Here is a 19,407-nt window from a genome sequence, read left to right as displayed (position 1 = left end):
TGATGTGACGGAATCCCGCCCAGGCGTTGTCCTGGGCGGGATTTCGTTCGTCCTGACCCCGATGTCCGGTGCCTGCCACCTGGCTTTACTTGGCGGCCTCCTCGATTGCCCTCGCGATTTCTTCCTCTGACAGACCCTGCAGGCGCTTCAGGATGGGGGAGATGTGGCCCCCTGGAGGCGCCTGGAGAGTGCCATCACGGAACACAAACGCTCCGTCGGCCCCAGCGGTGTAGTGATAACTCGTGCCGGGTTCTGGCGCGGCCGCGAACAGGACCTTGTCTCCCACTGACAGCCACGGCTTTCCGTCCTGCACCATTTCTTGGCGCTCGCCATCCGTTTCGATATGCCATCCCAAAGTCCGCGTGGTTACCACTCGCAAGGCGTCGTCGCCCGCCAGGACCCGATCAACTCGAATCGTGACCAATCTGCGCAATTGTCGGTCATGGACATATGGATCGGTGACTGAGCCATCGTCGCCGTCCTCTTCGGACGTGACCGTGCCGATGAAGACCGTGCCGAATTCGGCGAGCTCGCTCAGGGTGCTGAGACCAATCCCAAAAGCCCCTTCGACAATGATCGGGTCATGCGGCTGCTCGACTGGTGCCGACGTGCTCGTAGGCTGCGACTGGCCAGTTGTGGGATCGGTTGCCGGTGTTGCTACATCGATCCCGGTGTTGCTGCATGCGCTCAATGCCAGCGTCAGAACTGCGGCGCAGGCCAGGCGGTTTGCGTCCTTCATCACGACTCCTCGATTCAGTAGGGGTTGCTGACTTGCATGTGGGATCTGTTGTGGGACTTGAGGTCAGGTTCGGGTGGTCCGGAGAACAGATGCGGAGTTGCGACGCACCCGTACGTAGCTTCTGCTCCGGCAACGTTGGATGTGGGATGTTTCAGACCGACGGAGTGTGCGCTCTCGTGGCAGGCGAGGGCTTCTTTTCTTACCGCTCCCCACGAGTTGTAGGGTGCGATCCCGTTGAATCTGATGTGCCCGTGATCGCACGTCTGACCGCCGCTGGACTGCGTGGAGCAGACGTAAGTTCCGGCCGTGTCATAGTCCAGAGTGGTGTCGATCAAGTAGTGAACATCAGCGTCGTTGTGCACGACGGTGTTGTATGAGTTCCAACCTGGAACGACGGTGTACGTGTTCCAATGTGTGTCGTTGACCGCGTCCTCCCACATGGCTGGAAGATTTGCGTCGTGGTACCGGTAGAAGTTCTTGTTCGTCTGTGGGCAGGGCTGGTTGGTGCAGGTGAGTGAGTCATTCCCGTAGTTGAAGTTGTCCGCGTTGGCGTTCGGACCCAGAAGGACGGCCAGCAACACTGATGTTGCCGCTACCCCCCACGCAGGCCATGGACTTGACGTGTGTATTCACGGCTCTCCTTAAAGTTGAGGACTTCTTGGGACTGGCGTGTCCGGGAAGTTGGACGGCACCTGCGGGCGATTGGTTCCATGGGGTCAATTCGAGAGCTGACGATCTCGACACCGTGTGCTCCGGCAGTTGCCCCGAGCCGTTCGGGTTGAGGACGTGAATGCGCACCACCGGGTGTTGCGGGTGCGCGCGAACAGATCGGCAATGATCCGAATACGTCACCGCCCCGCCAGGTGAAAATCCCGCCCCGACGTCGATCTGCGCGCGATTTCGCGCTTCCCCGGTGTGAGCATCTCGGCCTTCGGTCACACCGGCATGCGCGTTCGTACATAACAGGACGCGGCGCCTCGCAAATAACCCCTTCGCAGGTGTTAATCTGCATGCAAGTGCAGATCAAGGGAGTGGTTATGGCAAAGCAGCGTCGATCTAGAACTGTTCTGCACGATCGTGCATCCACCGATGGGGAGTTGGCCGCCTCCGTCCTCGGCCGGCGTGAGGAGCTCGGTCTACGGCAGGAGGAACTCGCCGATCTGGCCGGATGCTCCCCTCGCTTCATTCATGCCGTCGAGAACGGCAAGCGCAGCATCCAGCTCGACAAGCTCCTCGACGTCCTGGACGCCTTGGGTCTCCATCTGGAGATCGTCGACGGTGCAGCAGCCGAGATCGCGGCCGGTTCGCGGCTCCGGCAGAGTCTGGCGCTTGGGCCGGCAGGGTCCGATGACTGAGTCCCCAGCGGGATCGGCTGCTCGGCCCGGGCTCGACTTCACTCAGGTCGATCGCGCCGACGTCTACAAGAGCGGGCTGTTGGCAGCTCACCTCACTCGGACAGTCCGCGGGGTCGAGTTCGCCTACACCGCGGACTGGATTGCCAATGCGGGCGCCCCGGTCGCGACCACGCTCCCGGTGACCGCGCCGCCCGTCATCAGCGTGGGAGGCGCAGTGCCGGCGTTCTTTGCAGGTTTGCTGCCTGAAGGGCGTCGGCTTTCGGCCCTGCGCCGATCGATCAAGACGTCGGCAGATGATGAGCTCAGCCTCCTGCTCGGTGTTGGCTCCGATCCGATCGGCGATGTGCAGGTCGTCGCCGAAGGCGCCACGGCACGTCGCGCAGCTCCCGCGATGGAGGTCACCGACTTCGAGGCCGTGGACTTCGCAGCCATGCTGGCCGACCTCGACATCCACATCGACCGGGTCGGTCTTCCCGGAGTGCAGGAGAAGGCCAGCCTCGCCATGGTCAACATGCCCTTGTCGGCCGCTGGACGCTCCTACCTCGTGAAGCTGGATCCACCCGAGTTTCCGCACCTTGTCGAGAACGAGGCATTCTTCCTGCAGGCCGCCAGACGCAGCCGGATCGACGCGGCTGATGCCCGAGTCGTCCACGACCACAAAGGTAGACCCGGCCTCCTCGTGACCCGGTTCGACCGAGTCGGACACGGCGACGACATACGCGCTCGTGCCGTCGAGGACGGCTGTCAGGTGCGTGGCCTCCACCCCGAGGCGAAATACCGCTCCTCGACCGAGGAGGTGCTCGGGGCGCTGGTCCGCGTCTGCGCGGCACCTCGGCCCGCGGCCCTCGAGTTCCTGCGCCAGGCCATTTTCGCCTATCTCACGGGCAACGGCGACGCTCACGCCAAGAACTTCTCCGTGCTCGCCGACGGCTCCGGTCGCTGGGCTCCCTCCCCGGCCTATGACCTACCCACCTCTCAGCCGTACGGCGACAACACCCTCGCCCTGCGCGTCGCAGGCAAGAACGACGGCAACATCACCGGAGCGAGGTACGTCGAACTCGGCCAGGCGCTCGGGCTGCCGGATCGGGCCGCTCGCCGGGCGGTCCGCGAGACGGCGCTTGCCGTGGACGGTTGGATCGATGAGCTCGATGAGCTCCCCTTCGATGCCGGCGTCGTGCGCAAGCTCCGGCGGGTGATTTCCCGGCGGCGAAGCCTGCTCCTCGAACACTGATCGAATCAAAGGCTCGCGCGATCCCAGGAACGAAGAATAGAGAGGCCAACGGCCTCTCCATAATCCAATGTATAGCGCACAGGGGGGCTTGCGGCAAGGCCCCGGTGATGCTCCACAATCACCATCTCGCGCCGCTCCCACCGCAGCGTGCGCGCGCCGGCTCACACATCTGGGGACATCTGCATGCATGCGTTCAACCTGCCCGAAGCACTCACCGCCAAGGCAGACCCACAGCTCGTCGCCACCGACCAGCAGCACTTCGCCGCCATCGAGCAGAGCCTCACCGACTCGATCGCCGAGCTGACCGAGCGGCTCGACCAGGAGCGCCGCAGGCCCGGAGGCCACGGGCAGGCCGCGATGGACCGCGACCAGGAGATCCATCGCATCAACGCGCGACTCAAGGTGTTGAGGAGGTTCACCCTCGACCTCTGCCTGGGCCGGATCGTCAGCGACGATCAAGCGGAGCCCACCTACGTCGGACGTCTCGGGCTGACCGACCGCACCGGCAAGCGCCTGCTGGTCGACTGGCGATCACCCGCGGCCGAGCCGTTCTTCGCCGCCACCCACGCCCAGCCGATGGGCCTGGCCAGCAGGCGCCGCTATCGCTGGACCCGCGGCCAGGTCACCGACTACTGGGACGAGGTCTTCACCGCCGACGGCCTCGAGGGCCACGCGGCGCTCGACGACCAGTCCGCCTTAATCGCCACCCTCGGCGGCAACCGCTCCGAGCAGATGCGCGACGTGCTGGGCACGATCCAGTCCGACCAGGACGCGATCATCCGGGCCGGGTCCCGCGGTGCGTTGGTGGTCGACGGTGGTCCGGGGACCGGCAAGACGGTCGTGGCGCTGCACCGTGCGGCCTACCTCATGTATGCCGACCCCCGCCTCGAGCAGCGCCGCGGCGGCATCCTCTTCGTGGGGCCGCACCAGCCCTACCTCAACTATGTCGCCGACGTCCTGCCCAGCCTCGGCGAGGAGGGAGTGCAGGTCTGCACGCTGCGCGACCTCGTCCCGGAGGGCGCCAAGGCGCCCGACGAGACCGATGCCGAGGTGGCACGGATCAAGGCGGACGCGCGCATGGTCGCCGCGATCGAGCCCGGCGTACGCCTCTATGAGGAGCCTCCCACCGAGGGCATGGAGGTCGAGACCCAGTGGGCCGATGTCTGGGTCAGCACGGCCGACTGGGCCGAGGCGTTCGGCGCACCGGACCCGGGCACCCCGCACAACGAGGCGCGCGAGGTGGTCTGGGAGGCACTGCTCGACATCCTCGTAGACAAGCACGAGGCCGACGAGGACGTCACGGACGAGCTGGTACGCCGCTCCCTGGCCCGCCACGCCGGCCTGCGGGAGGCCTTCACCAAGGCGTGGCCGTTGCTCGATGCACGCGATCTCGTCGGCGACCTGTGGGAGGTGAAGGCCTATCTGCGGATGTGCGCACCCTGGCTCACCGAGGACGAGGTCCGGCTGCTCCAGCGCCGGGACGCGCGCGCCTGGACGACCTCCGACCTGCCCCTCCTCGACGCCGCCGTCCAACGGCTCGGCGACCCGGAGACCGAGCGCCGCAACCGCCGGCACAAGCGTGCGGTGGCTGCTGAGCGTGCGGAGATGGCCAAGGTCGTCGACCACCTGATCGCCAACGACGACTCGGATCTCAAGCTGATGTCGATGCTCAAGGTCGCCGACGCGCAGAGCGTGATCATCGACGAGGCCGCCATCGACCCGAGCAGCACCGACCGGCTGGCCGGCCCGTTCGCACACGTCGTCGTCGACGAGGCCCAGGAGCTCACCGACGCCGAGTGGCAGATGTTGATCCTGAGGTGCCCCTCCCGCAGCTTCACCATCGTCGGCGACCGCGCCCAGGCCCGCCACGGGTTCACCGAGACCTGGGCCGAGCGGCTCGAGCGGGTCGGGATCGACCAGGTGACGATGGCCGGGCTGAGCATCAACTACCGCACCCCGGAGGAGGTGATGGCCGAGGCCGAGCCGGTGATCCGGGCCAAGCTGCCCGACGCCAACGTGCCGACCTCGATCCGCAGCAGCGGCATCCCCGTCCTCCACGCCAGCACAGCAGAGCGCGACCGGATCCTGGAGGAGTGGCTCGCCGGGAACGCCCAGGGGGAGGGGATCGCCTGCGTCATCGGGGACCCGACGTTCGAGGAGACCGGGCGGATCCGGTCGCTGAGCCCCACTCTGGTCAAGGGTCTCGAGTTCGACCTCGTCGTGCTGGTCGGGCCGGACCGGTTCGGCGAGGGCATCGAGGGCGCGGTCGACCGCTATGTCGCGATGACGCGGGCCACCCAGCGCCTGGTGGTCCTCACCTGAGTGTTCATCGCCGGTGAGGGTTCAGCAGCGGCGCCCGGGGGAGGGAACAGGTCGTTCATGTTTCTCGGACCGAAAGGAATGGACACCCATGCTGAAGAAGACAGCCCCGGCCCTCGCCCTGCTGCTCGGCGCCGCCCTCGTGCCCGCGACGACCACGGCCCCCGCCACCGCCGCACCTCCGACCGGCACGGCGTACGACACGATCGGCGTGACCAGCTTCAACGCCTTCCACAACCTGACCGCCGCGCAAGCCAGGTCGGACGCGCACAAGCTGATCAGTGCAGCGGACGTCGACATCATCGGCTGGCAGGAGGCCGAGCGCTTCCTGTCCGTCTATGACCGGCAGCTCCCCGGAGGTTGGAGGACCGCGAAGTTCTTCAACGCCAGGGGCTCGCGCACCGCTCGCGAGGTGCCTATCTCGTGGAACAACAACGTCTATGCGCTGGTGAAGGGCTCCAACAAGGCGTACGTCGCTCACGGCGGCGTCGCCGGGAAGTTCCCCGCCCGCTTCACCACGCGCGTCGTCCTCAAGCACCGACGGAGCGGCAAGACGATCACGGTGCTCAACGCCCACGCCAACTCCGACATCCAGCGTCACGACCCAGGGCACTGCGGAGAGGCGCGGAGCAACATCAACGCGCGGCTGGCCAAGGTCCACTTCCAGGAGATCCGTGACATCGCGGCCCGGCAGAGGTCCACGCACACCGTGCTCACCGGCGACCTCAACGTGCGCTATGCGTGTGACAGGGCGCGCGGTCCGCAGTCCTTCCCCTACCGGAAGTTCGCCGGCGTTCTGGTGCCCAGCTATGCCCGGCTCAAGAACCCGACGCTCGGCACCAAGGGCACCAACTTCATCGACTACGTCTATCTCGGTGCACGCGATGTCAACGGCACCGCGAAGGACGCGATGTTCGTCAGCCACCGGGTCTATGGCGGGCTGCAGTCCGACCACCGCCCGATCAACGCACGGATCAAGCTCTACAGGTGAGATCACGACGGGGCGGTACGCCGTACCGCCCCGTCGGTTGATCGCCTCAGCTCAGCGACCCCAACAACGCCCCGAGGGCCGCAACCAGCGGGTCGGAGCTCTCGGGAGCGCCGGCTGCGGCCGGCAGTGAGCCGGACGCGATCGGCAGCTCCAGCCACGACCTGTGCACCGCGTTGTTCTGCACCGTGTAGGTCCCCAGCAGCGATCCCAGCAACCGCAGGGGCGAGGTGAGCAGGTGCGGGGTGTCGCCGGTCTGGATCAGCAGCCGCAGCCGGTGCCCTGCCGGGACGGTCTCGAAGACCGGCCGGATCTCGATGTCATAGCGGGTCATCTGGTTGACCTGGACAGGCTTCTCAGCCGCCTTGGTGTGCGGGTGATAGGGCAGCGCCAGGCCGTCCCCGTTGACCGTCCAGCTGCGAGTCGGGTCGATGGCACGGGCGGACCCGAGCAGTGCGCCGGAGGAGATGTCGGTGATCGTGCCATCGGGGGCGATCGACTGGAGGGTCGTGACGAAGACGGTCTGGGCGACGTTGGACCTGGCCTGGATGGTCAGGCCAACCGGCCCAGCGAGCCGGACGTCCTCGGTGAGCACGCCGGAGTCATAGGCGACGTCGCCGGCCTGCGGCTTGGTGAGACCAGTGCCCTTGCAGCCCTCGTAGAGGTCGCGCGTCAGCCCGGCACTCCACTGCACCAGGGCCCGCTGGCACGACAGCGCGATCGGCCGGTAGTGCACCTTCTGCTGTCCGGTCGTCGCGGTCGGTGCCCCCGGCGCAAGCTGTGTGCCCGGGTGGAGGTCGATCCGCTGGTGCGGCGCGGTCTCGGCGGGATAGTTGCGGATGCTGTAGGACGCACCGCCCGGCTCCTGGACGTGGAAGGGAGTCGTGGTGTCGGTGATCCCGGTGTCGACGCCCTTGAGCCAGTGGTCGAACCAGGCCAGCTCGATCGCATCCAGGTCGACGGTGCTGCCCTGGTTGCCGTGGTCCCAGGGGCCGGTGAGCAGCTGGTAGCGGCTGGTCACCTGTTGCCCCGGCTCCATCGGCGCCCACACCGAACGACCGGACCAGGCGTTCTGCAGCCCGCTGTAGAGCAACGGCTCGCCGCGCTGGAAGACGTCGTACTGTCCGCCGACGAGATAGGCGGCGACGTCGTTGGCGACGACCTTGTCGAGCACGTTCTGCGGTGCACGCTCCTGCCAGTAGGCGGAGTCATGGACCCGGCCGGTGTCGGTCAGCGCATGGATGCCGGTGGTCAGCTCGAACGGGATCCCGGCCAGGCCGTGCTCGAGGGAGAGTCGCAGCGCATCGGCCGGATCGCTCATCCGCTCCGCGAACGGGGTGAAGGTGCGCAACCCGAAGTAGCCCCCGATCAGGCCCACGCTCGAGACCAGGTTGACGATCCCGCCGGCGACGAAGAGGTCGCGATAGGGGTCGGAGGCCGTCGCGATCGGGAAGATCGCCTTGAGTGGCGAGTCCGGCCCCACGGCGGCGGCGGTGAAGACCTGGTCGATGCCGAGGTAGGAGCCACCGAGGAGGCCGACCGTGCCGTTGCTGCCGTCGAGGGCCGCCGACCACTCCACCATCTCGGCGCCGTCGAGTGCCTCGGAGGTGCCGAAGAGCTGCGACTGGCCCTCGCTGCCACCGGTGCCGGCGACGTCGACGATCACGCCGACGTAGCCACGCCTGACCAGGTAGGGACTCATCTCTCCGAGCCCGGAGTTGCCGACGCTCTTGCCGTACGGCGTCTGCACGAGGATCACGGGGAACTCGCCGTCGGCGGGGGTCTGGGTGCCCCGCACCGCCGGGCGGTGGATGTCGGCGCGCAGCACCCGGCCGTCGCGCATCGTGATCGGCACGTCGCGCTCGATCACGATGTCGAACTGCTCCGGCCGGGTCTCGGCGTAGGCCGACGCCTTGCCGGGATCGTTGGCCGGTGCCGGTGATTTGGGTGCCGGTGATTCGGGTGCCGCCGGGGGCTGGGGCGAGCCCGGGTCGGACTGCGCCGGCGGCGAGGTCAGACCCACGCTGAGGAGGAGGGCCAGCGCCGGGAGTACGGCGTACCGGCGGAGGCGGCGGGACTGCTCGCGACGTCGCATGCATGACCCAACGATTGTCTGTGACGAGGGTCACGGCGCGAGCAGTGCTGGAGAGTGCCCGGATGCCGCGACCTATGCTCGAGCGGTGACTCCTGACTCGAACTGGTTCAGCTCGCCCGACGACGCTCTCGCCCGGCTGGGGGCCACCGGCTATCTCGCGGACACCGCCACCGCGACCACCGCCTATCTGGCCGGTGCCCTGGGCAAGCCGCTCCTGATCGAGGGGCCGGCCGGCGTCGGCAAGACCGAGCTGGCCAAGGCCGTCACCGCGGCGACGACCTCCGAGCTGATCCGTCTGCAGTGCTACGAGGGCCTCGATGAGGCGCGTGCGCTCTATGAGTGGAACTACAAGAAGCAGCTGCTGCGCATCCAGGCCACCGGCCCGGAACAGTCGTGGGAGGAGACGCACGACGACATCTTCACCGACGAGTTCCTGCTCAGCCGGCCGCTGCTGACCGCGATCCGCCGCGACGAGCCGACCGTGCTGCTGATCGACGAGGTCGACAAGACCGACGTCGAGGTCGAGGGCCTGCTCCTCGAGGTGCTCTCCGACTTCCAGGTCACGATCCCCGAGCTCGGCACCGTCACCGCGACCCGCAGGCCGTTCGTGGTGCTCACCTCCAACGCCACCCGCGAGCTGTCCGAGGCGGTGAAGCGTCGCTGCCTCTACCTGCACCTCGACTACCCGGACGCCGAGCGCGAGCAGGAGATCCTGCTCTCCCGGGTCCCCGAGCTGCCCGAGAAGCTGGCCGGCCAGGTGGTCGAGGTGATCACCCGCCTGCGCGAGCTCGAGCTCAAGAAGGCCCCGTCGATCTCCGAGTCGATCGACTGGGCCCGCACCCTGATCGCCCTCCAGATCAACGACCTCGACAACGCCGCGATCAGCACCACGCTCGGCGCCGTGCTCAAGCACGTCTCCGACCACGACCGGGCCGTCAAGGAACTGCGACTGCGCTCATGAGCGGACTCCTTCCTCGACACATCGAGTTCGTCGAGGCCCTGCGCTCGGCGGGCCTCCCGGTCTCGCTGTCCGAGGACATCGACGCGGCAAAGGCCGTGACCAGCCTCGGCTGGCACGACCGCGAGCAGGTGCGCACGGCGTACGCCGCCACGCTGGTCAAGCGCTCTGCCCACCGCCCGCAGTTCGACTCGATCTTCGACCTCTTCTTCCCGGCCCTGGTCGGTGCCGGGCACGCCGCGTCGGGTGACGACGGCGACGGGGGCAGTGACGGCACCGGGGCGCTGCCGAAGGACACCGGGCCCGCCCTCCAGGAGTTCCGCGACCGTCTCGCCGAGGCGATGGAGTCCGGCGACGACGCCCAGCTCAACGAGCTGGCGATCGAAGCGGTGGGCACCTTCGGCTCCATGCCCGGACGGGCACCGGGGCTGTCGTCGTTCAGCGCCTACCAGGCGCTCAAGCGGGTCTCTGCCGAGGAGCTGGTCGAGCGGATCGTCGCCGCGCTGCTCGGACAGGGGATGGACCAGGCCTCCGCGCGCCGGAGGGCGATCGCCGCGGTCGACCGGTTCACCAAGGTCGTCGAGGGCGAGGCCCTGCGCCGGATCGCCGAGCAGAAGGGCGCCACCCAGGTCTCACGGACCACCGTCCGCCCGACCATCGACAACCTCAACTTCCTCTCCGCGCGCCGCGAGGACCTGGACGCGATGCGCCGCGAGATCCAGCCGCTGGCCCGACGCCTGGCGACCCGGCTGACCCAGGAGCACCACGCCAAACGACGCGGACCGCTGGACTTCCGGCGTACGGTCCGGGCCTCCATCTCCACCGGAGGCGTCCCGATCACCACCCACCACAAGCCCAAGCGGCCGCACCGCACCGAGCTGGTCGTGCTCTGCGACGTCAGCGGGTCGGTGGCCAACTTCGCCCAGTTCACGCTGCTGCTGGTCTTCGCGCTGCGCGACCAGTTCACCAAGGTCCGCGCTTTCACGTTCATCGACCACGTCCACGAGGTCACCCACTACTTCAAGCCCGGCGCCGACGTGGTCGAGGTGATGGCCGACCTGGCCGCCTCGACCTCGCACGCCGCGCTGTGGGGGCGGACCAACTATGGCCGGGCGTTCGACAAGTTCCTCGAGAACCACAGTGATGCGCTCGGCCCGAAGACCTCCCTGCTGGTGCTGGGTGATGCGCGCTCGAACTACAGCGACCTGCAGCTGGAGTCGTTCCGCACGATGGTGGACCAGTGCCGCAACACCTGGTGGCTCAACCCCGAGCACGCCCGCAACTGGGGCAGTGGCGACAGTGCGGCACCGACGTACGCCGAGATCGCGCCGATGGTGGAGTGCCGCAACCTGACCCAGCTCGGGGAGTTCGTCCACGACCTGGCGGGCTGACTCGCTCCCCCTGACGTCCGACGCCGAAATGTAACGCGCCGTTCCGGTCGCTTCCCGCCCTGCTGGCGGGGTGCAGAGCGACAGGAACGGCGCGTTGGACGTGTGCGCGCGGCGGCTCAGCCGGCGAGGTAGCCCAGTTCGTGGATGCGCGCGATCGCGGCCCGGAGCTCCGGGTGCGTCGCGGTGTCCGCGGCGCGGCCGCCCTCGACGTACGCCGCGGTGCCGGTCAGCTGCCCGCCGTCGAAGACCACGGTGAGCCGGTTGGCCACGCCCGCGTTGATCAGTGAGCCGAGCAGTGCGACCGGGTCGGCGCGGTCCTCGAGGGCGAGCACCGTGGTGCCCTCTGGGACGCGGGTGACCTGGGCGGCCGGAGCACCGGCAGTGATCACCTGGTCGATGACGAACTTGTCCGAGGCGGCAGCCGCGGCGATCTCTGCTGCGGCCACACCGCCCTGGGCGTGTCCGACGACCATCACTCGGGCACCGGAGTCGTCGCCGACCGCGGCCTCGATCGCCTCCAGCACCGAGGAGACCCGGCCCGAGACGTCGCTGCCGACCAGCTGCAAGGTGGCACGGCCGCGACGACCGTGGCTGGGCAGGTAGGCGATGTAGCGCCCGCCCGGCAGCTTCTGGACCAGCAGGTCACCGTCGACCTGGCTCAGCGAGGTCATCAGGTCCTCGATCGAGCGGGGCGCAGCGGCACCGTCGTTCGTGGCGGACTCCGTCGCGGACTCGCTCGCATCGATCACGCCGCCGGCCATGTCACGCAGGGCGCTGGAGAAGTCGTCGCCGAACTCGGGCGCACCCACCGCGCGCAGGCCGCCCTGGGTGACGGCCGGGCCCTGCTCGGAGCCGAGCACGGCGGCGGTCAGCATCGCCCGCATCTGCAGGCCCTCGATCAGGCCGCCGCCACCGCTGACGAAGTGGTCCATCAGCTCGGGGTTCGCGTCGGCGAGCTCGTTGAGATAGGAGGCCAGGCCGTCGCGATCGAGCGCGTCGGTCTCGATCAGGCCAGCCGAGAAGATCGCCCCGCCCAGCGCCACCTCGGGCGCCAGGTAGCCGACCGCGCGGGCGGCGATCGAGCCGAGCGTCTTGTACGCCACGTCCTGCAGGTCGTCGATCCACTGATAGGTGAGCACGGTGGCCCGGACGATGAGGGCGTCCGCGTCCAGCTCGACCGAGCGAACCATCAGGCCCGACTTGCCGGTGGTGGCGGCGACGATGTCCTGCTCTGCCTGGCTGAACGTCTTGGGTGACAGCTCGGCGGAGGCGGAGACGGCTTCGTCGTTGAGCACCTGGTTGCCCAGCGCGGCCCGGGTCCGCATCTCGTCGCCGGAGGCGTCGAAGAGGTCGGCCAGGCGCATCATCTGGTCGTACTTCGCCTGGTGGTCCAGGGCCTTCTGCTGCTGCTCGGTGATGGCGTCGCCCTTCCGTGCACCCAGCCCGGTGCCCTGCTCGTTCTGCTCGTCGTGGTTGTCCGTGCTCATGCCGACACCTCCGCGAGGACCGGACCGAGGTCGGCGGCCAGGTCGGTGGCGCTGACGCGGTGGATCGCGACCCGGGTCACGCCGTCCTCCTGGCGGGTGTGCAGGCTGTGCCACCCATCGGCCAGGAGCACCCAGGAGACGACACCGACGACGGTGCCACCGGATTCGATGTCGGCGACCATGGCGCGCAGACGGCCCCTGGTCTCACCGACGAGGGCAGTGATCAGGTTGTGCACGGTGCTGTCGAGGGCCGCTTCGCCGTTCTCGTCCCGGACGGAGCCGGCATGGTGGGCGACGATCGTGCCGAGCAGGTCGTTGCGCCCGCTGCGGACTGCTTCACCGCCGGCGTCGAGGAGCTCGTAGGGCAGGTCGACGACGGCGGGGACCTTGGAGTCGCCCAGGGCCACGTCCTCGGGCAGCACCGGCACCCGGGCCAGCTCATCGGTCCAGTGCGGGGCCTGGAACCAGGCCAGCTCGAAGACCAGGCCGTCGGCAGTGGCCAGGGTGGCCACGGCGCCGTCGCGCTGGCGGTGCCAGGCGCGGGCACGGGCGCCGGCGACGTTCAGGTCGATGTCGACCGCAGCAGCCGGGGTGGCCAGCAGGCCCAGCGCGCCGGAGACGCCGGAGTCGGTGGTGTCGCCGTCGAGGAGGCCACGGCGGGCGAGGGTCTCGGCGGGGTCACGCAGGGTGCCCAGCCCCTCGACGTACGCCGCGTCCTCGGTCGAGCTGCGGGTCTGGCCCAGGCGGCTCTCGAGGCTGTTCTGCTCGCCCTTGTCCTCGGTGAGCTCGAACGGCAGCGGGGCGCCGCCGGCCTTCTCGGCGAGGAGCTGCAGCTCGGGAAGGGTCAGCGCCACGCGACGGGGGAGCCCTTCGAGGGTGCCTTCGGGTGCCGGTGCGGGGGCGGAGAGGTCAATAGTCGGCATGATCACAGTCCCGGAAGTTCAACGGTCAGCCAGTCCTTGTGGCCCTTCGCGGGCGGCACGAACTGGGAGAGGATGCGGTCGGAGTCGGTCGGGTCGATGGTGACCCCGGCGGGGGTGTCCTCGGCCTGGAGCTGGGCGATGCGGGTGCGGGCATCGGCGACCAGTGAAGTGGCTCTGCGCTGGACTCCCTCGATGGAGTCCTTGAGTCGCTCGACCTCGACCACGTGCTTGGTCAGCGACTCGGATGCGGTCTCGTGCAGGTCGGCACAGTCGCGCAGGTGGGCGGCGCGGTCGTGGATGCGTGCGCGCATGTCGGCGGCTGCACGGCCCTCCCAGTTGATCGCCTCGATCTGTCCGACCAGGCGGTCCGCCATGGACCGGATGTCGGTGGCCTGATCGCGCAACTGGTCAGCGCGCTTGCGCATTGTGGCGGACTCGCCGTACATGAATCACCTCTTCGTCTGCGTGCGCCTACCCCGCGTGTTCGGGCTCAAACCGGGCAAGCACCGTCCTCTTCCCCCGCCTGCGAACGTTCAAACATGAATCATCTTCCGGATTCTTTCCAGGCCGGTGAGGATCTCGGCCTCGGCCCCGGCGAAGCTGAATCGCACCGTGTGGTTCCCGCGGTGGGTGTCGAAGTCGACGCCCGGGGCGAGCGCCACGCCGGTCTGCGCGAGCAGGTCGAGGGCGAAGCGCATCGAGTCGTCGGTGAGGTGCTCGATGTCGGCATAGACGTAGAAGGCGCCGTCGGCCGGTGCCAGCTTGTCCACGCCCATGCTGCGCAGCCCGTCGAGCAGGAGGGTCCGGTTGGCCGCATAACGCGCCACGTGGCCGTCGAGCTCGGCATACGAGTCCTCACCGAAGGCGGCGATCGCGGCGCGTTGCGCGATGACGGGTGGGCAGATGGTGAAGTTGCCGGTCAGTACGTCGACCGCGCGGCGCAGGCGCTGGGGGACCAGCATCCAGCCGATTCGCCAGCCGGTCATCGAGAAGTACTTCGAGAACGACGAGAACACGACCGCCTCGCGCGAGGTCTCCCAGGCGCTGTGGCTGCCACCGGGGAGATAACTGATCCCGTGGTAGATCTCGTCGCTGATCAGCTGTACCCCGTTCGACTCGCACCACGCGGCCAGCGCCGCCAGCTCCTCGGGGAGGAGCATCGTGCCGGTCGGGTTGGCGGGGGAGGCCACCACGAGCCCCTTGATGCCGGCACCGTCGGCCTGGAGTGCCTCGAGCTGCTCGACGGTGGGCTGAAACCTGGTCTCGGGACCGCAGTCGATCTCGACGACCTCGCAACCCAGGGCGCTCAGCACGTTGCGGTAGCAGGGATAGCCGGGCCGGGCCATCGCCACGCGGTCGCCCGCCTCGAACGCGGCCAGAAAGGCGAGCAGGAACCCGCCGCTGGAGCCGGTGGTGACCACGACGTCGTCGGCGTCGACGGCGATGCCGTGCATGCGTTCGTGGTGGCGTGCGATCTGCTCGCGCAGCTCCGGCAGCCCGGTCGCCACCGTGTATCCCAACGGGTCACCGGACTCGAGCAGCCTGATCGCCTCCCGGTTCACCGGCCCGGGCGCACCGGTGCTCGGCTGTCCGGCGACGAAGTTCACCAGGTCCCCGTGTGTGCGCTGACGTTCCCCGGCTGCCGCGAGCAGGTCCATGACGTGGAACGGGGGAACGTTGGCCCGGGACGCGACGGCGAGGCGGTTGGCGGTGGTCATGGGGCCAGTGTGGCTGGTGCTCCGGGCGGAGTCACCAGAAGGAGTCACCGGGTACCGGGTGACTCCGGTGCTTCCCGGGCAAGATCTTGCCCGGGAAGCGGCAGACTCACCGGGTACCCGGTGACTTTGCCGCACGCGTCGAGGCGTGCCGCCCGGCACGCCGACCGAAGTAGGAACCCTCCCCGAGCTGGGTCCCGGTCGAGTAGCCCTTGGCGTCCTGGGCGATGTTCGAGGCGCACGCTCCGGCTGCGTAGAGGCCGTTGATCGCGCTGCCGTCGGGTCGGCGGACGCGTCCGTCGACGTCGGTGACCAGGCCGCCCATCGTGAAGCCGGCATAGAGCGCCTTGCCCAGGGTCAGGTCGTAGGCACCCCAGGGACCCTTGTCCTGCGGGGCGAGCCACTCCGGCTGCTTGTGGAAGTCGGGGTCCTCGCCCCGGGCCGCGTTCTCGTTGTACGCCGCCAAGGTGGCCGCCAGGGAGCCCGAGGGCAGACCGAGGCCCGCCTCCATCTCCTCGACCGTCTCCCAGCCGTCGATGAACGGCGCCAGGGGGAAGACCGGGTGCTCGATGTGCTCGCTGTCCACGATCAGGTAGGCCGCGTGGTCGGGCTGCTCCATCACGAATCCGGAGGTCCGGGCGTGGTAGGAGTCCTCGGCCACGAACCGCTTGCCCTGCTTGTTCACGACCAGGCCCTTGACCAGCTGCGAAGGCGGGTAGAACGGCGCGGTGATGAACGCTTCCTCCATGAACGCGGTGGCACCGCCGACCGACTCGCCGAGCCGGATCCCGAGCCCGTCGTCATAGGTCGAGCCGAGCACGAACGGCTTCTCGGCCAGGTTCGGGGTGAACTTGGCGACCATGTCCTTGTTCATCACGAAGCCGCCGGCGGCCAGCACCACCGAGTGGGCACGGATCAGGCCGGACTCCTTGAACTTGCGCCACTGGATGCCGACGACGTCGCCGGACTCGTCGGTGACCAGGGCGTTGGCGCCGGTCTCGTAGCGGACCTCGACCCCGGCGTCGGCCAGGCGATCGCGGAGCAGGTCCATGACCAGCTTGGTGCCCTCGGTGTCTCCCGCCACCGGCACCTTGTGACCGCGTGGCGCCGGGGTGGCCATGGTCTTGAACGGGTGCACCTTCTCGTTGCCGGTGTACATCAGCCCCTCGGTTCCGGGCTGGATCACCGCCTTCTTGTCCAGGTAGGACCGCTCGAACTCGAAGCCGAGGGCCTCCAGCCAGGTGAAGTGCTCGACGCTGTCCTCGCAGTAGGCGCGGATCTTGTCGACGTCGGGATCCTGGGAGACCGCGGTGAGGTAGTCGACCATCGCCTCGACCGAGTCCTCGTGCCCGGTCGCGGTCTGCACCGGCGTACCGCCGCCGAGATAGAACGCCCCGCCGCTCATCGCCGAGGTGCCGCCGGGGACCGCGGCGCGCTCGAGGAGTACGACGCGGCCGCCGGTCCGGGCTGCTTCCAGGGCGGCGCAGCCACCCGAGATGCCGAAGCCGACGACGACGACGTCGAACTGCTCGACGTCCTGGGTCCACTCTGGCTGCGAGGCGGCGCTGATGACGTCGGGCAGGCTGGTTCCGTCCATGCCGGAAGGGTAGGGCAAAACTAGAACAAGTTCCATATTTCTCGGCCGATAGGATGACGCACGCCGCCCAAGACCAGCCAGTGAGGTGCACGTGGGGTTCGACGTCCACCAGCTCGACAACTTCCTGCTGCTGGGTTCGTGCGTCACTCTTCTGGCGATCCTCGCGGTCCGGGTCTCCACCCGCGCGGGGTTGCCGTCGCTGATGATCTATCTCCTGATGGGCGTCGCTCTCGGCGAGGCCGGCGTCGGCATCGTCTTCGAGGACGCCGCGACCGCGCACGCGATCGGGTTCGGTGCCCTGGCGCTGATCCTGGCCGAGGGCGGGATCAGCACGAAGTGGTCCGAGATCAGGCCGGTGATCGGCCTCGGAGCCTCACTGGCCACCATCGGCGTCACGGTCAGCGTCGTGGTGATGGCGTGCGCTGCGCACTTCCTCCTCGGACTGCCCTGGGAGCTGGCGATCCTGCTCGGCGCGGTCTGCTCGCCGACCGACGCGGCCGCGGTCTTCTCGGTGCTGCGGATCGTGCCCCTGCCACGCCGGATCACCGGCACCCTCGAGGCGGAGTCCGGTCTCAACGATGCCCCGACGGTCGTCCTGGTCGTCCTGGTCTCCAGCGGAGCCCTGGCCGAGGACTCGCCCATCGCGATCCTCGGCGTGATCGCCTTCGAGCTCGTCGTCGGCGTCGCGATCGGCCTGGCCGTCGGCTTCGGCGGAGCCTGGGTGATGCGTCGCGCAGCGCTTCCCTCCTCCGGCCTCTACCCGCTGGCGATCCTCGCCCTCGCGCTCGCGTCGTACGGCGCCGGAGCGGCCGTCCACGCCTCGGGTTTCGCGGCGATCTATGTGGCCGCGCTGGTCCTGGGCAATGCCGAGCTTCCGCACCGCGCGGCGACGAAGTCCTTCACCGAGGGCATCGGCTGGATGGCCCAGATCGGGCTTTTCGTGATGCTCGGCCTGTTGCTCTCGCCGGACCGGATCACGGCCGAGACGGTGTGGTTCGCACTCGTCGCCGGACTGGTCCTCACCTTCGTCGCCCGACCGGTCTCGGTGATGATCAGCGCGGTGGTGCGCCCGATGGGCTGGCGCGACCTGACCTTCATCTCCTGGGCAGGACTGCGCGGGGCGGTGCCGATCGTGCTCACCACCATCCCGCTGGCGGCAGGTGTCGAGGACGCGGAGCAGATCTTCGACATCGTCTTCGTCATGGTCGTCGTCTACACCCTCTTCACCGGGCCGACCCTGCCGTTCGTGGCCAAGGTCCTCGGCGTCGCCAAGCAGGTCGAGCCGCGTGAGCTGGAGGTCGAAGCCGCGCCACTGGACCGGATCGCCGCCGACCTGCTCCAGGTCAAGATCAGCCCCGCCTCCCGGATGCACGGCTGCGAGGTCGGCGAGCTGCGCCTGCCGCAGGGGGTCTCGGTCGCCCTGATCATCCGCGACGGGGAGTCCCGGGTGCCCGAACGACGTACGGTCCTGCGCCGCGGCGACGAGCTCCTCGTGGTCACGCCGCGCAAGCTGCGCGCACGTACGGACGCCCGGCTCCAGGAGGTCTCGCGCGGCGGCCGCCTGGCCCAGTGGCTCGGCCGCGCGGACGGGCAGCCCAGGTCCGCGCAGACGCGCAGCCCGGCTGGCCCGCGCAGACGCGAGAGCCCTCCGGACTAGTCGAGGAGCGGGCTGCAGATCTCCGTGCTGGTGGTGGCGGTCGCATGCTTGGCAGCCCGGCCGGAGAGCTTGCGGAACTTCTCCCCGACCACCACGACGATGCCCTCACCGGTCGAGGGATAGTCGGTGGTGATGGTGGTGCCACGCCCGAACTGGCTGGCCACCAGACGCGCCGCCGGATCCGACTTCGACGTCGCCCGCACCTCGACGCGGGAGACCTTCGACTCCGGCATGTTGCCGCTCTTGCCCTTGCCGAAGCCACGCTCCATCAGGTCGGCCATGGTGCCGCTGGCCAGCCCGCTTCGCCGGCTCGCGTTGTAGACGCTGACGGTGACATCGGTCGGACGGACCCTGGCGCCCTTGGCGATCGCACGGCTCTCGCACAGGGCGGCCTCGCCACCACCCAACGCGTCATCGGGGAACGGCTCGGTCGCCCAGACGAATCCAAGCACGAGCATCAGCAGGGTGACGACACTGAGCACGCCGATCGTGGCGCCTGCCGTCTTGCGGGTCTCCATCAGTCCTCCAGGACCAGCACGCGTGCGTGCAGCATCGTGCGTTGTTGCAATGCGGCCCGCAGTGCGCGGTGCAGGCCGTCCTCGAGATAGAGCTCGCGGCGCCAGTAGACGACGTGAGCGAACAGGTCCCCGTAGAACGTGCCGTCCTCGTCGAGCAGAGAACTCAGATGCAGGGTGTCCTTGATCGTGATCAGCTCGTCCAGGCGCACCTGCCGGGGCGCCACTGCGGCCCACCCCTTGGGGTCGAGGCCGTGGTCGGGATAGGGCCGACCGTCGCCCACGCGCTTGAAGATCACGCGCTTGACTATATCCATGGCCGTGGTTGCCGAACCTGTTCCGACCGACCCCGGCCCACCCCCGCCGCTTCCCGGCGGTGCGAAGCAGCGCCCAGCGGCGTACGTCGTGTGGCCCGGGACCCGCCCCGGCTGCGGGCG

At 68.7% G+C, this 19,407-nt stretch carries 17 protein-coding genes; 7 read left to right on the top strand and 10 right to left on the bottom strand.

Annotation, left to right across the window (positions count from 1 at the left end; translation table 11 throughout):
* Nucleotides 1-85 precede the first annotated feature (85 nt).
* Together BJ980_RS09995 and BJ980_RS09990 are read right to left on the bottom strand one after the other, a co-directional pair.
* Nucleotides 86-739: a hypothetical protein gene (locus tag BJ980_RS09995; RefSeq protein ID WP_179502151.1), complete on the bottom strand. Its 654-nt coding sequence runs from the start codon at nt 737-739 to the stop codon at nt 86-88.
* 14 nt (nt 740-753) lie between these two features.
* Nucleotides 754-1,320 carry a hypothetical protein gene (locus BJ980_RS09990; RefSeq protein WP_179502150.1) on the bottom strand — a complete coding sequence of 189 codons (567 nt, stop codon included), beginning with the start codon at nt 1,318-1,320 and terminating at the stop codon, nt 754-756.
* A gap of 435 nt (nt 1,321-1,755) precedes the next feature.
* On the opposite strand from BJ980_RS09990, the gene BJ980_RS09985 reads away from it, so the two are divergent.
* From BJ980_RS09985 to BJ980_RS09970, 4 genes are all read left to right on the top strand, one after another.
* The gene (locus BJ980_RS09985; RefSeq protein ID WP_218855466.1) at nt 1,756-2,094 is read left to right on the top strand and encodes a type II toxin-antitoxin system Y4mF family antitoxin; all 339 of its coding nucleotides are present in this window, start codon (nt 1,756-1,758) and stop codon (nt 2,092-2,094) included.
* Nucleotides 2,087-3,325 (top strand): type II toxin-antitoxin system HipA family toxin, encoded by a 1,239-nt coding sequence (locus BJ980_RS09980; protein ID WP_179502149.1) that lies wholly within the window; start codon nt 2,087-2,089, stop codon nt 3,323-3,325. The genes BJ980_RS09985 and BJ980_RS09980 overlap by 8 nt, the downstream gene beginning before the upstream one ends.
* 183 nt (nt 3,326-3,508) lie before the next feature.
* On the top strand, nt 3,509-5,647 hold the full coding sequence (gene helR / locus BJ980_RS09975) for an RNA polymerase recycling motor ATPase HelR (RefSeq protein WP_179502148.1): 2,139 nt from the start codon (nt 3,509-3,511) through the stop codon (nt 5,645-5,647).
* An 88-nt stretch (nt 5,648-5,735) separates the two neighbouring features.
* Nucleotides 5,736-6,635, top strand: a complete 900-nt coding sequence (locus BJ980_RS09970) for an exonuclease/endonuclease/phosphatase family protein (RefSeq protein ID WP_179502147.1) — start codon at nt 5,736-5,738, stop codon at nt 6,633-6,635.
* A gap of 46 nt (nt 6,636-6,681) precedes the next feature.
* On the opposite strand, the gene BJ980_RS09965 is transcribed toward BJ980_RS09970, so the two are convergent.
* The gene (locus BJ980_RS09965) at nt 6,682-8,727 is read right to left on the bottom strand and encodes a CocE/NonD family hydrolase (protein WP_179502146.1); all 2,046 of its coding nucleotides are present in this window, start codon (nt 8,725-8,727) and stop codon (nt 6,682-6,684) included.
* An 85-nt stretch (nt 8,728-8,812) separates the two neighbouring features.
* Between BJ980_RS09965 and BJ980_RS09960 the strand changes: the two genes are divergently transcribed.
* Entirely contained in the window at nt 8,813-9,688 is an 876-nt protein-coding gene (locus tag BJ980_RS09960) for an AAA family ATPase (RefSeq protein WP_343047768.1), read from the top strand.
* On the top strand, nt 9,685-11,076 hold the full coding sequence (locus BJ980_RS09955; protein ID WP_179502144.1) for a vWA domain-containing protein: 1,392 nt from the start codon (nt 9,685-9,687) through the stop codon (nt 11,074-11,076). The genes BJ980_RS09960 and BJ980_RS09955 overlap by 4 nt, the downstream gene beginning before the upstream one ends.
* A 116-nt stretch (nt 11,077-11,192) precedes the next feature.
* Here the strand turns inward: BJ980_RS09955 and BJ980_RS09950 are convergent, their stop codons facing one another.
* From BJ980_RS09950 to BJ980_RS09930, 5 genes are all read right to left on the bottom strand, one after another.
* Nucleotides 11,193-12,563 (bottom strand): hypothetical protein, encoded by a 1,371-nt coding sequence (locus BJ980_RS09950; RefSeq protein ID WP_179502143.1) that lies wholly within the window; start codon nt 12,561-12,563, stop codon nt 11,193-11,195.
* Nucleotides 12,560-13,486, bottom strand: coding sequence for a hypothetical protein (locus BJ980_RS09945; protein WP_179502142.1), 927 nt, complete (start codon nt 13,484-13,486; stop codon nt 12,560-12,562). The genes BJ980_RS09950 and BJ980_RS09945 overlap by 4 nt, the downstream gene beginning before the upstream one ends.
* 2 nt (nt 13,487-13,488) lie before the next feature.
* Nucleotides 13,489-13,932, bottom strand: a complete 444-nt coding sequence (locus BJ980_RS09940) for a hypothetical protein (protein ID WP_179502141.1) — start codon at nt 13,930-13,932, stop codon at nt 13,489-13,491.
* Between the two features lie 87 nt (nt 13,933-14,019).
* Nucleotides 14,020-15,204, bottom strand: a complete 1,185-nt coding sequence (locus BJ980_RS09935; protein ID WP_179502140.1) for a pyridoxal phosphate-dependent aminotransferase — start codon at nt 15,202-15,204, stop codon at nt 14,020-14,022.
* 106 nt (nt 15,205-15,310) lie between these two features.
* Nucleotides 15,311-16,798: an FAD-binding protein gene (locus BJ980_RS09930; RefSeq protein WP_179502139.1), complete on the bottom strand. Its 1,488-nt coding sequence runs from the start codon at nt 16,796-16,798 to the stop codon at nt 15,311-15,313.
* Between the two features lie 91 nt (nt 16,799-16,889).
* Between BJ980_RS09930 and BJ980_RS09925 the strand changes: the two genes are divergently transcribed.
* Entirely contained in the window at nt 16,890-18,455 is a 1,566-nt protein-coding gene (locus BJ980_RS09925) for a potassium/proton antiporter (RefSeq protein ID WP_179502138.1), read from the top strand.
* On the opposite strand, the gene BJ980_RS09920 is transcribed toward BJ980_RS09925, so the two are convergent.
* Together BJ980_RS09920 and BJ980_RS09915 are read right to left on the bottom strand one after the other, a co-directional pair.
* Nucleotides 18,452-18,973 (bottom strand): LytR C-terminal domain-containing protein, encoded by a 522-nt coding sequence (locus tag BJ980_RS09920; protein ID WP_179502137.1) that lies wholly within the window; start codon nt 18,971-18,973, stop codon nt 18,452-18,454. The genes BJ980_RS09925 and BJ980_RS09920 overlap by 4 nt on opposite strands.
* Entirely contained in the window at nt 18,973-19,269 is a 297-nt protein-coding gene (locus BJ980_RS09915) for a type II toxin-antitoxin system VapB family antitoxin (protein WP_179502136.1), read from the bottom strand. The genes BJ980_RS09920 and BJ980_RS09915 overlap by 1 nt, the downstream gene beginning before the upstream one ends.
* Nucleotides 19,270-19,407: the final 138 nt, after the last annotated feature.

Origin of the sequence: Nocardioides daedukensis (genome assembly GCF_013408415.1) — a bacterium.
In the GTDB taxonomy this organism is placed as follows: domain Bacteria; phylum Actinomycetota; class Actinomycetes; order Propionibacteriales; family Nocardioidaceae; genus Nocardioides; species Nocardioides daedukensis.
The sequence above is the reverse complement of the archived record's forward strand: the minus strand, read 5'-3'. Positions and strand labels throughout refer to the sequence as shown.